Origin of the sequence: Polynucleobacter sp. AP-Jannik-300A-C4 (genome assembly GCF_018688335.1) — a bacterium.
In the GTDB taxonomy this organism is placed as follows: Bacteria; Pseudomonadota; Gammaproteobacteria; order Burkholderiales; family Burkholderiaceae; genus Polynucleobacter.
In genome coordinates this window covers 901,912-917,624 of sequence record NZ_CP061316.1, presented here as the reverse complement: position 1 = coordinate 917,624, position 15,713 = coordinate 901,912, and the positions used below count along the sequence as shown (strand labels likewise).

The 15,713-nt window shown below is 45.0% G+C and carries 19 protein-coding genes and 1 tRNA gene; 7 read left to right on the top strand and 13 right to left on the bottom strand.

Annotation, left to right across the window (positions count from 1 at the left end):
- Nucleotides 1-10: 10 nt before the first annotated feature.
- Nucleotides 11-937 (top strand): thiamine phosphate synthase, encoded by a 927-nt coding sequence (locus FD975_RS04830; protein ID WP_215303562.1) that lies wholly within the window; start codon nucleotides 11-13, stop codon nucleotides 935-937.
- A gap of 20 nt (nucleotides 938-957) precedes the next feature.
- Here FD975_RS04830 and thiD read toward each other — a convergent pair whose 3' ends face one another.
- Nucleotides 958-1,842 carry a bifunctional hydroxymethylpyrimidine kinase/phosphomethylpyrimidine kinase gene (thiD, locus tag FD975_RS04825; protein ID WP_215303560.1) on the bottom strand — a complete coding sequence of 295 codons (885 nt, stop codon included), beginning with the start codon at nucleotides 1,840-1,842 and terminating at the stop codon, nucleotides 958-960.
- Between the two features lie 21 nt (nucleotides 1,843-1,863).
- Between thiD and FD975_RS04820 the strand changes: the two genes are divergently transcribed.
- Nucleotides 1,864-1,939 (top strand) — tRNA-Asn (locus FD975_RS04820).
- Nucleotides 1,940-2,001: 62 nt separating this feature from the next.
- On the opposite strand, the gene FD975_RS04815 is transcribed toward FD975_RS04820, so the two are convergent.
- Nucleotides 2,002-2,586, bottom strand: a complete 585-nt coding sequence (locus tag FD975_RS04815) for a hypothetical protein (RefSeq protein WP_215303558.1) — start codon at nucleotides 2,584-2,586, stop codon at nucleotides 2,002-2,004.
- Nucleotides 2,587-2,811: 225 nt separating this feature from the next.
- Between FD975_RS04815 and FD975_RS04810 the strand changes: the two genes are divergently transcribed.
- Genes FD975_RS04810 through FD975_RS04800 form a run of 3 tightly spaced genes read left to right on the top strand, consistent with a single transcriptional unit; the run spans nucleotide 2,812 to nucleotide 5,606 of the window.
- Nucleotides 2,812-4,113, top strand: a complete 1,302-nt coding sequence (locus FD975_RS04810; RefSeq protein WP_215303556.1) for a U32 family peptidase — start codon at nucleotides 2,812-2,814, stop codon at nucleotides 4,111-4,113.
- Nucleotides 4,114-4,135: 22 nt separating this feature from the next.
- Nucleotides 4,136-4,672: a hypothetical protein gene (locus FD975_RS04805; RefSeq protein WP_215303554.1), complete on the top strand. Its 537-nt coding sequence runs from the start codon at nucleotides 4,136-4,138 to the stop codon at nucleotides 4,670-4,672.
- A gap of 25 nt (nucleotides 4,673-4,697) precedes the next feature.
- Nucleotides 4,698-5,606 (top strand): transporter, encoded by a 909-nt coding sequence (locus FD975_RS04800; RefSeq protein WP_215303552.1) that lies wholly within the window; start codon nucleotides 4,698-4,700, stop codon nucleotides 5,604-5,606.
- Between the two features lie 2 nt (nucleotides 5,607-5,608).
- Here the strand turns inward: FD975_RS04800 and FD975_RS04795 are convergent, their stop codons facing one another.
- Nucleotides 5,609-7,276: an AMP-binding protein gene (locus FD975_RS04795; RefSeq protein ID WP_215303550.1), complete on the bottom strand. Its 1,668-nt coding sequence runs from the start codon at nucleotides 7,274-7,276 to the stop codon at nucleotides 5,609-5,611.
- Nucleotides 7,277-7,295: 19 nt separating this feature from the next.
- Nucleotides 7,296-7,868: a 5'-methylthioadenosine nucleosidase gene (locus tag FD975_RS04790; RefSeq protein ID WP_215303548.1), complete on the bottom strand. Its 573-nt coding sequence runs from the start codon at nucleotides 7,866-7,868 to the stop codon at nucleotides 7,296-7,298.
- 11 nt (nucleotides 7,869-7,879) lie between these two features.
- Between FD975_RS04790 and FD975_RS04785 the strand changes: the two genes are divergently transcribed.
- On the top strand, nucleotides 7,880-8,398 hold the full coding sequence (locus FD975_RS04785) for an adenine phosphoribosyltransferase (protein ID WP_215303546.1): 519 nt from the start codon (nucleotides 7,880-7,882) through the stop codon (nucleotides 8,396-8,398).
- Nucleotides 8,399-8,403: 5 nt separating this feature from the next.
- Here the strand turns inward: FD975_RS04785 and FD975_RS04780 are convergent, their stop codons facing one another.
- From FD975_RS04780 to FD975_RS04760, 5 genes are all read right to left on the bottom strand, one after another.
- Nucleotides 8,404-8,685 carry a YqjK-like family protein gene (locus FD975_RS04780; protein ID WP_215303545.1) on the bottom strand — a complete coding sequence of 94 codons (282 nt, stop codon included), beginning with the start codon at nucleotides 8,683-8,685 and terminating at the stop codon, nucleotides 8,404-8,406.
- Nucleotides 8,682-9,053, bottom strand: coding sequence for a phage holin family protein (locus tag FD975_RS04775; RefSeq protein WP_215303543.1), 372 nt, complete (start codon nucleotides 9,051-9,053; stop codon nucleotides 8,682-8,684). The genes FD975_RS04780 and FD975_RS04775 overlap by 4 nt, the downstream gene beginning before the upstream one ends.
- A gap of 6 nt (nucleotides 9,054-9,059) precedes the next feature.
- Entirely contained in the window at nucleotides 9,060-9,395 is a 336-nt protein-coding gene (locus FD975_RS04770; RefSeq protein WP_215303541.1) for a YqjD family protein, read from the bottom strand.
- A gap of 65 nt (nucleotides 9,396-9,460) precedes the next feature.
- The gene (locus FD975_RS04765) at nucleotides 9,461-9,901 is read right to left on the bottom strand and encodes a Smr/MutS family protein (protein WP_215303539.1); all 441 of its coding nucleotides are present in this window, start codon (nucleotides 9,899-9,901) and stop codon (nucleotides 9,461-9,463) included.
- Nucleotides 9,902-9,943: 42 nt separating this feature from the next.
- Complete coding sequence (locus tag FD975_RS04760) at nucleotides 9,944-10,240, bottom strand: hypothetical protein (RefSeq protein WP_215303537.1); 297 nt, start codon at nucleotides 10,238-10,240, stop codon at nucleotides 9,944-9,946.
- A gap of 366 nt (nucleotides 10,241-10,606) precedes the next feature.
- Between FD975_RS04760 and FD975_RS04755 the strand changes: the two genes are divergently transcribed.
- Nucleotides 10,607-11,932 (top strand): amidase, encoded by a 1,326-nt coding sequence (locus FD975_RS04755; RefSeq protein WP_251371425.1) that lies wholly within the window; start codon nucleotides 10,607-10,609, stop codon nucleotides 11,930-11,932.
- On the opposite strand, the gene FD975_RS04750 is transcribed toward FD975_RS04755, so the two are convergent.
- The 4 genes from FD975_RS04750 to FD975_RS04735 are packed head-to-tail and all read right to left on the bottom strand — an operon-like array spanning nucleotide 11,929 to nucleotide 15,712.
- A complete protein-coding gene (locus tag FD975_RS04750) occupies nucleotides 11,929-13,071 on the bottom strand; it encodes a M20 family metallopeptidase (protein WP_215303535.1) in 1,143 nt (380 codons plus the stop codon). The genes FD975_RS04755 and FD975_RS04750 overlap by 4 nt on opposite strands.
- Nucleotides 13,072-13,077: 6 nt before the next feature.
- On the bottom strand, nucleotides 13,078-13,785 hold the full coding sequence (locus FD975_RS04745) for an ABC transporter ATP-binding protein (protein WP_215303534.1): 708 nt from the start codon (nucleotides 13,783-13,785) through the stop codon (nucleotides 13,078-13,080).
- 2 nt (nucleotides 13,786-13,787) lie between these two features.
- Nucleotides 13,788-14,573 carry an ABC transporter ATP-binding protein gene (locus FD975_RS04740; RefSeq protein WP_215303532.1) on the bottom strand — a complete coding sequence of 262 codons (786 nt, stop codon included), beginning with the start codon at nucleotides 14,571-14,573 and terminating at the stop codon, nucleotides 13,788-13,790.
- The gene (locus FD975_RS04735) at nucleotides 14,570-15,712 is read right to left on the bottom strand and encodes a branched-chain amino acid ABC transporter permease (RefSeq protein WP_251371424.1); all 1,143 of its coding nucleotides are present in this window, start codon (nucleotides 15,710-15,712) and stop codon (nucleotides 14,570-14,572) included. The genes FD975_RS04740 and FD975_RS04735 overlap by 4 nt, the downstream gene beginning before the upstream one ends.
- Between the last annotated feature and the right edge of the window lies 1 nt (nucleotide 15,713).

The window sequence follows — 15,713 nt, the reverse complement described above, 5'->3', positions numbered from 1 at the left end:
GACAAAACTAATGAGCTTAGTTCGCGACCTTGCGGATCAAATTGTTGCAGCCCATATCAAGGATGATTTGTGTTTGCCCATTCCGGCATACAGCTTGTCATCACCTCCACCAAAAATTGATAATGAACAGGCAGCTGATCATTACGAGTTAGCGGGTACAGTTGCCGCAATTGACATGGGCTTCATTGAATGTGATGCCAAAGCCTTAGGCAAAGCCTGGTCCCGCATGGTTCATCAAGATGGTAATTTCAATCCCTTTAAGTGGCCATCCAGACCAGAACATTTCGATCTGTTGCCTTGGACTCGGAATATGAATCCCAAGGCCTTTGCAGAATGTCCAAAGCGTTTAGGTTTATATGCTGTGATGCCCGATGCCGATTGGGTAAAACGGATGGTTGAGGCTGAGATTCCAACAGTTCAACTGCGTCTTAAATCCGAAGATAAAAAACTGATTAAAAAGCAAATTAAGGAGTCAGTTGAAGCGGTTAAAGGTAGCAGAACCTTACTTTTTATTAACGACTACTGGCAAGAGGCAATTGAGGCTGGTGCCTATGGTATTCATCTAGGCCAAGAAGATTTAGAAACGGCCGATTTTGATGCCATTCGGTCTGCAGGACTACGCTTGGGTCTCAGTACGCACGGCTATGCCGAGATGATCTATGCCGATCGCTTCTGCCCAAGCTATATAGCGATGGGTGCAGTCTTTCCAACCAATCTTAAAAAGATGGCTACAGCACCCCAAGGCTTAGGACGTTTATATAAATATACTCAATTAATGAATCACTATCCGCTTGTCGCTATTGGCGGCATTGATGAGGGAAGTATTCATGCGGTGGCACAAAGTGGCGTGGGATCAGTTGCTGTTGTCAGAGCAATTAGCGGCGCAAGTGATCCAAAGTCTGCAGTGAAACACTTACAAGAGTTAATGAAAACCTAAAGTATTAAACCTAGGCTTAATTAATACTTACCCTCTTCATCCGGCAATGCAGTTTTATAAAAATCATGCATGTGCCATAAAGGGCCAGGTCCCTCACCAATACTTAAGAAACGCCCTGCCTCAAGCCCTGCTTCAACATAAGAAATTGCCTTCGCCACAGAGTGCGGCAAATCGTGGCCACCCGCTAAATAGGTTGCAATGGCTGAAGCCAAGGAGCAGCCAGTACCGTGGGTATTAGCCGTATTAACTCGGTAGTGTTTGAATTCTTTTGACTGAACTACCTCAAGGCCATCTTCAATCGTTCGCCACATGAGGAAATCGGTCAGTTGAGTATGGGATTTATCGAGGTGCCCACCCTTAATCAAGACTGCCTGAGGACCCATCTCGAGCAACTCTTCTGCCGCCAATTGAAAATCTGCCGCACCAGCAAGCTCTCGACCCAAAAGTAGGCCGGCCTCTTCAAGATTGGGGGTAATTAATGTTGCCATTGGGAATAAATCTGCAATCATGGCTTGGGCAGTATCGTCACCACCGAGACTAGCGCCTGATGTAGCTCTTAATACTGGATCTAAAACGATTCTTTTGGCGCCATGGCGCTTGAGGCCTGATGCCACAGTACGAACAATTTCTGGACTGGCCAACATACCGATTTTGACGATGTCCACCCCGATATCCATGAATACGGCATCGATCTGAGCCTCCACCACATCAAGGTCAATATCCTGAATGCGGCTCACCCCCAAAGTATTCTGGGCAGTGATAGCAGTGATGACTGTCATCCCATATCCGCCAAGGGCTGTAATGACTTTGAGGTCCGCCTGGATACCCGCGCCACCACCGCTATCGGACCCGGCAATGGTCAATACTTTGGGTATCTGTATAGAAGTTGGGGTGAGTGATTTCATCTTGCTATAATATCGGCTTATTCCTCGATAGCTCAGTTGGTAGAGCGCCGGACTGTTAATCCGTAGGTCCCTGGTTCGAGCCCAGGTCGAGGAGCCAGATACAAGAAAACCACCTTTTAGGTGGTTTTTTCTTTCGCGACTTGGGTGAAGTGGTTTAGCCTAGATCAACCCCTTCTTTTTTAGATTAGCGAGGCGGTTATTAAGGGTTTTGATGGTGAGCAGATTCAGCTTGTCGCCCTCAGACCAATTGCTGCCCTTCCATTCAATCCCTTCTGTTGTCACATTTGCAAATGGTTCTTTACCTTCTTTTGCGTAACCCTCCAATATGGCAATGAGCTGAGGGCGGTCATCAGATCCACCAGCATCTTTAATGGCATCTAAGATGGGTTTAGTGATCGTATCGCTGTATGTGACTTTGGAGTCTGGATGCTTAGCTGCTACAGGCTCTTCAAAGATGTATTCATGCGGCCACTCAAATACATTTCTGGCGAAATTTTTTACTGACTCTGGACTTACTGCAGTACTTGCAGGATTTTTTGGGTCGGTTGGTAAATTGAGTTCCGTAATCCAGGCTTCGAATTCTGCAATGCGGGCATAGCGTTTTTCTTCGCTATCGCGCTTTTGCTCATCTTGCGATAGCAATAAGGTGACCCAGGCCCAGGCGATGTCCTTAGGTATAGCAAACTCTTGCGCCAAAATGCCACTCGCTTTTTTTAAGATTGACTTGGATGTGAGTTTTGTCATTGGAGTTCTTTCTGATTCTTTAATGAGTGCCTTCAATTTCGGGTGGACGATCTAAGGGAAGGCTCCCTGTTCAATTTTTGCAATGCTGTCCACAGACCCCGTAGGATACTCTGCATACTGGCTTATTTACCTGGAATAACTCAATAAATTGGGGCTTAGCCGCCTTTAGAGCTCGGTGTTACAGCAAATCTACCAAGAATGCCTGTATTCACTAAAATAGCCCCCATGACTAAGATCCCTGAACTTCTAGCTCCTGCCGGCAGCCTTTCCATGCTGCGTACCGCCTTTGACTTTGGTGCTGACGCCATTTATGCCGGACAGCCACGTTATTCACTCCGAGTACGTAATAACGACTTCGGAAAAATGGAGACACTCAAAGAAGGTATTGATACCGCGCATGCTTTAGGTAAAAAGTTTTATCTAGTCTCTAACCTACTTCCTCATGGCGGCAAGACGCGCACCTACATTAAAGACATGGATCCTGTAGTTGCATTGAAACCTGATGCCATGATCATGTCGGATCCCGGTCTGATCATGATGGCTAGAGAAGCTTGGCCAGATATGCCGATTCATTTATCAGTTCAAGCTAACACTGTGAATGGCGCCTCTGCGAAGTTCTGGCGCTCTGTTGGCATCAGCCGCGTCATTCTGTCGCGTGAACTTTCTTTTGATGAAATCGAAGAAGTTCGTCAAGACTGTCCAGAAATGGAATTGGAAGTATTTGTTCATGGCGCTTTATGCATTGCCTACTCAGGTCGCTGCTTGCTATCTGGCTATATGTCACATCGCGACTCTAACCAAGGTGCTTGTACCAATGCCTGTCGCTGGGATTACAAAGTCAAGCCAGGCCAACAAAATACCAGCGGAGATGTAGTCCTACTTCAAGAGGCGCGTCGTCCAGATGATTTGATGCCCATGGAAGAAGATGAGCATGGCACCTACATCATGAACTCAAAAGATTTACGTGCGATTGAGCATATTGAACGCTTGACCAAGATGGGGGTGGACTCCTTCAAGATTGAGGGTCGCACCAAGTCACCCTATTACGTTTCTCGTACCTGCCAAGCCTACCGTACTGCGATTGATGATGCAGTAGCTGGTCGCCCCATGAATATGTCTCTGATTGGTAATCTAGAGGGTCTTGCAAATCGTGGCTATACAGATGGTTTTTATGAGCGTCACCACGATAAAGAATATCAACTCTATATGCGCGGTCACTCCCTCTCCGGCAGAAGCCTCTATGTTGGCGAAACTTTAGAAATTGATGAGGCCTCTGGTCGCGTCAAGGTAGATGTAAAAAATCGTTTTTCAATCGGCGATAAATTAGAAATCATTGAGCCCGAAGGCAATCAAGATCTGGTGCTCGATGCCATGTGGAATCTCAAAGGCGAACCCATTGATGTTGCCCCGGGATCGGGTCACTTTGTCTGGATTAAATTACCGCTAAAGAGCAAGCATGCATTTATTGCACGCTATACCCAAGAACCCGCCCCTGTTGAGGCTGGCGGCTCTTGCAGTAACTGCTAATCTATTTTCTTAGAAAGTTTTCATGAACGGAACATCACCAAATTCAGCTCCCACGCATACCTTTAAACAAAAAGCAAAGGAAGAATTTGTAAAGGCATTTCAGTTGACCGTTTACTTCGGGACTTGGTTTTGTGCGATTGCTTTTTTAGGAGCTGCCTCACTAGATGAGAGCCCTATTCCCCTATCCATCTTTGGTTTTGCCCTATTTAAAGCAGCTATATGTGCCAAGTTCATGTTGCTAGCTCAGGTCGCCTTTCCAATTAAAGTGAACAAAACGGATGGCATCGTTGGCTCACTTTTTTTAGAGTCCGTGATTTATCTACTGGTTGTTTTGGGATTAAATTATTTAGAGGCTGGCGTTCACGGATTGATTCATGGAAAAGCATTCCTTGCTTCCATGGCTGAATTTGGTCAATCAAATCCATTGAGGGTAGTAGCGATGTCAATTGTGTATTGGTTAATTGTCTGGCCGTATCTTCTATTAACTGGCATGAGCTTAATGCTTGGAAGTCCTGCCACTTTAGAAATCTTATTTGGCAATAAACAAAAAAACAAGTAAATAAGACTACGGTCTGAAATTCTTGATGCTCAATTCAGCCTTCTCTCTTCAAGGTAGAAGTGGCTGGATATTGTCTTGCCTTGTTGCAGCATTTATTTCGCTATTACCTGGATTACCTCAGGCACAAGAAATCGAGGCACGCACTTATTCCAATGCACCAGTAGGCATTAACTTCATCAGCGCTGGAGTTGCTCAAGCAAAAGCAGGAAATTACACGCTCACTAGCGAGGTCATGGGTCTCACCCATATTTTTGATGCCGGCGGTCAATCCGGAAAAATCACCCTAGTTCTTCCTTATGGCCAACTGAGTGGATCAAGCAGTATTGGCGGGCGAACAGTGAATGCCAGCACGGAAGGTCTCTCTGACCCGCTTATCAAGGCCGCAATTAACCTCTATGGCGCTCCAGCGTTAACTCTTGATCAATTTAAAGGCTATCAGCAAGATCTCATTGTAGGCGTGAGTCTTGCGGCATCTGTACCATGGGGTAAGTACAACGACAATCAACTGATTAATGTAGGTGCCAATCGCTGGTTTATCCAGCCAGGTCTTGGCGTATCGAAGGCACTTGGCCCATGGAGATTAGAGTTAGCTGGTGCCGGCATCTTTTACACCAGCAATACCGACTTTACGGGTGGGAACTCGCTATCCCAAAATCCAGTCTACTCAACTCAGACTCACGCGATCTATTACTTTCAGAATACGGCTTGGATCTCTGTAGATGCAACCTACTTCACTGGTGGGCAATCCTATCTAAACGGAAATCCGATTAATGGAAACCAAGAAAACTGGCGCTTTGGTAGCACGATGTCCTACCCAGTAAATAAACATAACTCTATCCGGCTATCAGCGAGCACTGGCGCATACTCCAGGACAAATAATAGTTACGACCTATATGGTATTTCTTGGCAATACCGCTTTGGTGGCGGTTTGTAACTTTATAAGTCTCGCAAGTGGCGACGAAGAATCTTGCCAACATTCGACTTTGGCATTTCATCAATAAAGGCAATTTTTCTAGGGCGTTTATAACTCGTCATTTGCTCTTTGCAATACTGAATGACTTGAGCCTCAGTGAGATCAGGTTTATCTATAACAATATAGGCCTTCACAATCTCACCAAGCTTGCGGTGTGGAAATCCAATGACCGCGCATTCTCTTACGCCTGGCATTAATGAAATCACCTCTTCAACTTCATTGGGAAATACCTTAAAGCCGGCAACAACGATCATATCTTTCTTGCGATCTACAATTTGCACATAACCCTCTGGGCTCATGATGCCAATATCGCCAGACTTGAAATATCCCTCTGGGGTAATAAATTGCACCGTCTCTTCAGGCCTATTCCAGTAACCCGCCATCACTTGCGGACCTTTAATACAGATCTCTCCAGGCGTGCCAAAAGGAACTTCTTTTCCGTCGTCATCCAATATCAATACATCTGTGCTTGGTACTGGCATACCAATCGAGCCAGTAAATTCTTTAACAAAAGGTGTGTTGACGCACACCACTGGTGAAGTTTCCGAAAGGCCATAACCCTGAGCAATCGGTACCCCCATCATTTTTTGCCAGAGTTCGGCAGTTTTTCTTAGAACTGCCATACCGCCGCCAATAGTGACTAAGAGATTGGGCAACTTCACTTTACTAAATTCAGGGCGATGGATCAGCGCATGAAATAAGGTATTAACACCTGGAAAAATATTAATGTCTGGGTGCTTCATTAGCAGCTTAATAAAGCCAGTGATGTCACGAGGATTTGCTACTAACAATAATTTGGCGCCCTTGCGCATGCCAAGCAGGCCACAGGCAGTCAAAGCAAAAATATGAGTCATTGGTAGTGCGCATAAAAAAACAAGCTGCTGATGTCGATCCTTCAAGGCAGGCTCAAGCCAAGACTCGATCTGAATGATATTGGCTAAGATATTTCGGTGTAACAAAACAGCACCTTTAGAAACTCCCGTGGTGCCACCGGTGTACTGCAAAAATGCAATGCTGTCTTGCCTTAGATGTGGCCTAGTAAAGCCATGACCGGCGCCTATCTTGAGGGCTTGATTAAACTTAACGCAAGGAAAGCTCCAATGCGGAATGAGCTTCTTAACATGCCGAGCAATCAAGTTAATGATGACGCCTTTGGGACCTAAGGTTTCACCGAGGCTACTCACAATCACCCTCTTAACAAGCCCTTGATTGGCAATCTCCTGATACACATGGGCAAAGTTTTCTAGCATTACCAAGATGACTGCACCGCTATCTTGTAGTTGATGCTCCAACTCTCTGGTCGTATAGAGCGGATTAATATTGACCACCACAAATCCAGCACGCAGGGTACCCAACATCGCAATCAAGTATTGCGGGACATTAGGAAACATGATGCCGATTCGCGATCCTGGTTCTAGACTTAAGGTCTGCAAATAGGCAGCAAAATCTTTTGACAGAATATCCAGCTGACGGTAGCTGATTTTGTGACCCATCGACTCTATTGCAATTCGATCGGAGTAGCTATCAAACGATTCCTCTAAGAAATGAACAATCGATGCGTGTCCAGCCAGATCAATCTCATGAGGAACTCCCTCGAGATAATTTTTGAGCCAAGGAAACTTTGGGTTCATCAGAAACTCTTGGGTTTATCTAAATGCTCTGTGCACTTAATAGATCATGGAGCTTGCTTACATAGAGCTCTTGGCCATGATTGACCCGATGCTTCCACTCATTTCCGGAGTCTGAATTAGCATCATCAGTCACATACTTAAAGGATTGCCACGGGATATTAAATTGGTAGGCAATGCTAGCAATTGCAAATAACTCCATATCAACAACATCTACACCCTGCTCTTTCAGCCAAGGGTCATGGGCCGTCACAAAACTATCGCCCGTACCGCAGACATGATCACCATTCAAAGAGAGATACTCAACTGGTTTGGGGCAAAAAGGGGTTTGACCCCTGGGCGCTAATGGCACAGTCATCATGTCACGTTGTATCACCTTCCCTATCTCGAGCAAACCAGCAAGAGATGGATTAATTTTCCCAACAGTACCAAAGTTAATAATCTGTTTTGGCTCAAATTGGTGTATGGCTTGCAGGGTAGCTGCAGTAGCATTAATCTTGCCAACCCCTGAATACACAATACCCACTCCCGGCGGCAAGGCAGCTTGATTGAGTTCGGACTCTAATGCGGTAATAATGAGCAATTGTGTTTTCATATCAGCCAAAAATGAATTTACTAGATTATCTACCCGGAGTCCCTGACTTCCCAAAACCTGGGATTCTCTTTCGGGATATTTCACCCCTGCTTGCAAATCCCGCTGCATTTAAGGAGGCTGTACTGCAATTAGAGGCCCTAGCCAAGCAGTTTGACTATAGCCATATTCTGGGCATTGAGTCTCGCGGCTTTATTTTTGGCTCCGCCCTAGCCCACCATGCCCATAAAGGATTTGCACTGGCTAGAAAGCCCAATAAGCTGCCATTAGCAAGTCATCGGGAGTCCTACGGGCTTGAATATGGATCAGACTCCTTGGAGCTTCAACAGTCAACCTTACCTGCAGGTTCTCGAGTATTAATTGTCGATGATGTTTTAGCAACTGGTGGCACTATTATCGCCGCCAGTAAGTTACTCAACAAGGCGGGGTTTGAAGTGGCTGGTGCCCTGACTTTTTTAGAGATTGATGGCCTCAAAGGCGGTGAAATTCTGATAAAAAATGGAATTTCAAATAAGACCGTACTGATTGCCTAAAAACTTTAAATCAGACTCTTAGCGCTCTTGAGCAATTTCATAGTACCCCAACCAACAGCCAGTACTTTGCTTGCTAGCTTAGGTCGATAGTGAGCCAGAACGGCAAATGCACTGGTCCAAAGCACTGGGCTACTCTTTAGAAAATGAAAAGCATCTATACCCTTATCAGCCCAAGATAGCGGCTTTTCAATAGGCTCAAAATATTGGGCAAAATCTGCACGCTCTTGTGCAGCTCGCTCTTGGAGCACTCTTTGCCTAGCTTCCAGCTCCGACAATTTTTGACTCATCGCTTAGTAAGCTCCTGACGGTCCTTAGCCAACTCCGCAATAGTTGATTCGAACAACTTAGGCATTGTTTTAAGGGAGCGTAAAACTACCAGGGCCAAAATGCAACCTGTAGCCAAAAATCCAGCAGTAAGCAAACTTAGTGCAAGGATGCGATCCGCCTCCCAGCTATAAATCACAATAAGAAGGGCTAGCATCACCAAGCCAAAGAATAAGAAAAATAAAGTGAAGATGATCATCACCAGCAGACTCAGGAACTTAGCGCGCGCAATCTGTACGTCTGTAGAAATTAACTCCAAACGGGTTTGAGCAATAGATGCCCCAGTGGAGACGAGATGCTTAAGAGAAGATAAAAGGTTTTCTTGTGACATGAGGACCTAGCGACGACGCATAAAGAGTCCAATTAAAAGACCGAGACCAGCGGCAACACCGACTGCCTCCCATGGATTTCGATGGACAAACTCATCAGCGCGCTCCGCCACGACCTTAGCCTTTTCAGTTACCGTACCCTCGACAGAAGAAAGACTTTCTTTGGCATTATTAAGGGTATCCAAGGCTTTTGAACGAATTGCACTTAACGGACCATCTTCATGGCTTGCGGTTGCCATAATCAACTCCTCAGCATCAGCCATGAGTGCTTTGAAGTCACCAATCAAATGCTCTGAACTGATTTGAGCTTCTTCATGTGTAGTGCTTGATTTTTTAGCTGTCATTACCGTTCCTAGCTGATGGCAAATAAATAAATGATGGATCTATTCTAAGCAATTCCACGCAGGGATTACAGTAATAACACTGTCATTCCGGCATTACCTTCTTTGAAGTGCTTGAGATAAGCCTTTAATCCCGGCCTTCTTCTCAAAAGCGCATGGTAGGCCTCACTGCCAAACGCAGTTTGCTCACCAAAATGGTATTCATCCACCCGATCAGAGAAGTAGTTGTTATTCAGGGCATTATGAACAGCCCGCTTGATCTTGCCACCCTCACCACTGGCTCCATATCCATGTATCAAGATCATTGCTTTAATACCCACCTCAGAAGCTCGGCGAAGTCCAATAGTTAATCGATCCAAGGCCTCTTCAGCGCTTGGACTATCGAACTTTAAATTCATTACCATCGTACCGCTATGCGGAATAGGAAGATCTTCGCTTCCACATTGGCGACATTCTCCTAGCATCCCTCTGGGGTTGCCACACTCCGGACACTCAAATGAATGGACCATCAATACCCTTAGCGGTAATTACAGTAAGCCATTCAGAAAACATTATGAGCAATACTTTGCTTCCAAAGCAGATGCTGAACTCGCTTGATCATCCACCATTCGGTTTAAGGTGATTTTGGCTGCATCCTTATTCTCTTGAACCTTCAGATTTGAATTAATGAGGCTAGATACATCTTTGCGGATTGAGGTATTTCCATAGCGCAAATCTTTCAATGTGGAAACTGCTTCAGCGGAAATTTTGCATTGCTGACTGAGCAATTCAGAAGAGTCAGATGAAGTATTTGCATATGCAAATGCAGCTATAGAAATTGAAACAACAGCTAATAGAGTTTTTTTCATCTTATTTCCTTAATTTGTGACCGCACGTTGGACAACAACCCAAATCTTTTGCTTTTGTTTTTCTTAAGGCGGCGTAGACGCTGGATTCTGAAATCTCCATCTTCCTAGCGGCTTGAGCTGCAGTCATCCCCTTCCCTATCCAATCTAAAGCCTGATGTGTTTTTGGTATCGCTCTTCTCATTTCACCTCCTTTATCAATACTATACTACAGAAGTTGTGAAGTTGTGAACTTTAGTAATAAATATTTTTTCGATCAATATTCCAGGAAAAAGCAATAAAAAATGGGTTTAAGCTCAGAATGCCCCGGTAGAAATGGGCAACAAATAGGGCTAGTGATAAAGTATGGAAATCAATATAAAAACAAATATGAGACACATGAAACCAACTCTAGATCTATTGCAGGCATGCGAGCAAATCCAAAAAGGTCAACTTCAGGCTGACGATTACCTAGAGCAATGCTTCTCTCGAGCGGATGAAATAGAGCCCGAGTTAAAGGCATTTACGGTAAGAGCCCCATTAAAAGACCTGCAGACAGAATCTAGGCCTGGACCACTTAAAGGCATCCCAGTTGCTATAAAAGACATCATTGCAACTAAAGATCTAGCAACAAGCAATGGATCGATGATTTACAAAGATTTTGTCCCCAGCGAGGACGCTGAAATTGTCAAAAAAATCCGTAACTTAGGTGGCGTCATTTTCGGCAAAAGCGTAACGACTGAATTTGCATGGCGTCATGCTGGTGTCACGACTAACCCCTGGAATAATGCTCATACTCCTGGAGGCTCTTCCAGTGGTTCCGCTGCCGCCGTTGCAAGCGGCATTGTCCCATTGGCGCTAGGATCCCAAACTGCCGGCTCAATCATTAGGCCGGCATCCTTTTGTGGCGTTGTAGGCTACAAGGCTAGCTTTGGAGCCGTCCCTCGGAAAGGGGCGCACCCGGTCTCTGATTCCTTAGACCACATAGGATTCTTCACCAGAACAGTTCCTGATGCTAGATATGCATTTAACTTACTTCGGAATACCGATCTCAATGAGAAAGATGCCATTATTATCGATGAACTCCTGCCCAAGTCAATCAATGAGACCCTGGGGAATGCCAAACTTCGCATCGTTGTCCTGAAAACACCCTTTGATGATTTATTAAGCCAAGAACAGATCGAGACGGTGAAGATCGCCACAAGGTGCCTAGAGAAGTCGGGGGCTGATATCAAAGAACTTTCACTTCCCCAGAATTATTGGGATGGTATAGAGGCTTTAGCCGTACTCATGTCCTGTGAAGCGGCGGTTGTGCATGAAAAGCACCTAGAGAAGTTCCCAGAACTGCTAAGCAAGGATATGAAAGAGTTAATCGATAAGGGTAACGCTTGCTCAGTAGGCGATTACATAAAAGCAAAAAATTTGCAGATGGAATTACGCCTCTCAATAGCTGAATATTTTCAAAACTTTGATGCGATATTAGCGGCACCTGCAACGGGCGAGGCCCCTAAGGGTCTTAACTTTACTGGCAATCCAATCTTCTGCTCTCTCTGGACTTTTATAGGGACTCCAGCTATTGCGCTGCCGGTTGGAAGGTCAAGCAATGGGCTTCCGCTAGGAATTCAGTTAATTGGAAATTACCGAGCTGATGAAAAACTACTGAACGTGGCTGAATTTGCTGAGCAGTGCTTCAAAGCCGAAAAATTACCAGCTTAAGTATTTTGCCAGTCAGAGATTAGATTGGCAAATAATTGGGTTGCATCCTTAATCTTATCAACATAGCAAAACTCATCCGTTTGATGGGCCATTTCTGGCTGCCCCGGCCCGAGAATTACCGTTGGCGGATTCCCAATCGCTGATTTAAGAGCGGATGCATCCGTAAAATAAGATACCGTCTTCTCTACAGGTCGAATACCATTAATTTTTGTGCAGTGCTCAAATACCTGCTCCATCCACGGGTCATTTGCCGGGGTAAATACACCCTCTATATCAATGATAGTATCAAGCTGAACTGTTGGTCCTAGCGCCTTACATAAGCACCCGTAGATATGAGAATGACTCTGTCCAGCAACTGTACGAATATCTAAAGTCATTTCAGCAGCATCTGGCACGGAATTGATATTTAGTCCCGACTTCGCCGTACCTACATTTAATGTTCCCTGCCCCATCAACTCGTGGGGCGGCGTATCAAAGGTAAATTGCTCAAGCGTTAAAGCAGCTTTAGCCAGCTTATAAAAGGCATTGTCTCCTCTTTCAGGCATAGAGCCATGAGCGGTAACGCCCTCTGTTGTAGCCTTTAACCAATATGCGCCTTTGTGACCTAAGAGCGGCTCATTGGCAGTTGGCTCGGCCACAACAAAGCATCCGGCTGGACCAAGAAAATCAACGATCTCCTTGCTTGCTGCAAGGTGAAAAGCGCCTTCACAGCCGGTTTCTTCACCAGCGGTGATGATCATAGTTACGCCGCCACCTTGCTTGGCTTCTTTTGCCGCCTGTACTGCAGCAACTACAAATGCAGCAACACCGCTTTTCATATCACTCGAGCCGCGTCCATACAGCTTCCCATCATCAATCAAACCAGCAAATGGCTCAAACTTCCAGGAACGAGCACCCAACGGAACAACATCAACATGCCCAGTAAAGCAAATGCTTGGTTTAGCGGGACTGCAAGAGCCAATTTTTGCTACTAGACTCATACGCCTTGGAGCAAACTCTATCTGACGACATTCGTATCCCGCAGCCTCCAAAATAGATTGAAGGTATTTACAAATCTGGTCTTCATTACCGGGAGGATTGACTGTATCAAAACGAATGAGCTCTTGCGTTAATTCAATAGGATTCAATTTTGTATTCACAATGATTTATCCAAAATAGGCAGCTTGAACTTCTGCATTCTCGGCAAGCTGCTTAGCATCGCCCTTGGCTACAACCCGGCCTTTAGAAATTACATATCCGCGGTGGGCAATTGCCAACGTTTGTCGCACATTCTGCTCCACCAATAGAACGGTTGTACCCATTTGATTTATATCTTTGATAATTTTGAAATTCTCTTTAACAAAGAGAGGGGATAGCCCTAAAGATGGCTCATCAAAAATTAATAGATCAGGCGAGCTCATTAAGCTGCGGCTAATGGCCAGCATAGCCTGCTCGCCACCAGACATCGTTCCAGCGAGCTGAGAAGATCGTTCAGCTAAACGCGGAAATAATGCCTTCACATGTGCGCGGCGCTCTTCAATTACACTTTTTTCTTTCACCAAATAGGCCCCGGCGGAAAGATTTTCATCAACCGTCATTCGAGGAAAAACGCGCCTACCTTCAGGCACGCAGGCAATACCTTCTTCAATAATTCGGTGCGAAGGTAAGCGCGTGATATCTACACCTTTAAATAAAATTTGACCACGATTAGCCGGCGTTAGACCCAGAATAGATCGAATTAAAGTTGACTTTCCTGCCCCGTTCGCACCCAAGATGCAAGTGATTTCACCTTGCTTAACCTCAATCGAGACATCCTCAAGCACATCAATACGATCATAGGCCGTGTAAATATTATGAATATTGAGCAAATTCATGATTATTCTTGTCCTAAATAGGCAACCTGAACCTCAGGATTATTAACAATCTCGTCATAGGTGCCCTCAGCAATTTTTTTGCCGTAATTCAAAACAATGCATCGCTCAGTCATACGCTGGATTAGACCCATTTCATGTTCAATCAAAATAATTGTGAACGGCTTAATTTTGCTGCGAACTTGCAAAATATCATCCATCACCTCCGCCGTTTCATCGTGAGTCATTCCCGCAGAAGGCTCATCCAACAGGAGGAGATCTGGCTCGCTAATCAAAGCACGACAAATCTCAATGCGACGACGGTCAATCATTGGCAAGCTAGCCACTGGCTCAAAAATTTTTCCAGCTAATTTAGGGTTGAAAGTCAGTAGCAGCTGATTTACTTGTTCGACTACCCGGTCATATTCGTCTTTAAATTCTTTTCGTTTAAAAAGATTAAAAATTAGCCCAGTATTAAGACGGCGATTGTCACCAATAGCAATATTGTCAAAAACAGTTAAAGGCAAAGAAAGTCTTGAGCGCTGGAAAGTTCGAGTAATCGCCTCACGATATACATCTTGTGCGGTTGCATCAGTGAGATCCTTACCCCTAAACGTTACATTGCCGGAAGTGGCACGATAAAGTCCCGTAATCACATTAAAGAATGTTGTTTTTCCAGATCCGTTCGGACCCAAAAGACCGAGAACCTCACCCTCATTTACATGCAAACTGAGAGAATCTAGCGCAGTAACGCCTCCAAATCGCATAGTAAGGTTGCTTGATTCCAGAATCTTATTCTTAACTTGGCTCATTTTTCACCCCCTGCTTTCTTGCCAGGGAAATACTCTCGGATACGTCGTGGTAATAGACCATCTGGGCGGAATAGCAAAATTAAAATCACGACGATTGCGTAGAGTAAAAAACGATACTCTTGAATAAACTGCAGCTTCTCTGGAAGGATCACCACAATTGCTGCAGCAGGAATTATTCCCCAGGGATTGCCGATGCCCCCCAAAATCACAATGGATACCATGATCAAGGAGTCCGCGAACGTGAAGTTATTAGGGGCTACATAGGCAGTCATCATTCCATATAGCGCTCCAGCCATACCTGCTATGAAGTTACCTAGTGTGAATGCCACAATTTTCCAATTGGCAATATTGACGCCAAATGTAGATGCGGCAATCTCATCAGTACGCACCATATCCATACTCAAACCAATCCACGAACGCTCTAAGTTTCGGGTAATTTTGAAACTTAAAATTAATAGGATTAAGGCGATTAGCAAATAAGGAATGTAAAAAGAAATTTCATAGCCAGCTATTTCAATTCCATTGGAAAGATTCCAGCCGAATAGATTTAGCGCGGGGATTTTCATACCCTGGGGGCCACCCAACGTGTCGTTTACTTCTAAAAAATTTCTAAACAAAATACCGAATGCAATGGTGACCAATGCCGCATAGTGTCCCCGCGTTCTCAATACTGGATAAATCAGGATCGATCCAATCAATGCAGATACACATGCTGCCAACAGAAGAATGACTAAGTGCGGAACTTCAGTATGAGTCGCCAAAACAGCTGCTGTGTAGCTTCCAATACCAAAGAATGCAGCTCCAGCGAAGTTAACGATTCCAACATAGCCGAACTGAATATTTAACCCAAGACAAACTACAGAATAAATTAGCACTGTTGCCAACATCAGCAATGCGAAATGGGAATTGTGGAACACCGCCATAGTGATGAGCACACCCGCAACTGAGGCGTATGCTGGAAATTGCGGATGCACCCGGACAGCTGCAGCGAGTCGATCCATTAATCCCATCTTCTTGCCAACTAAGCTAACAATAAAACCAAGAACGACTAAACCGCCAACCTCAGCCTGATTCTCCGACCCCAGCAATAACATGCTGTAAAGCAGACCCAATACAAAAGTAGTGATTAATAGCTTCATT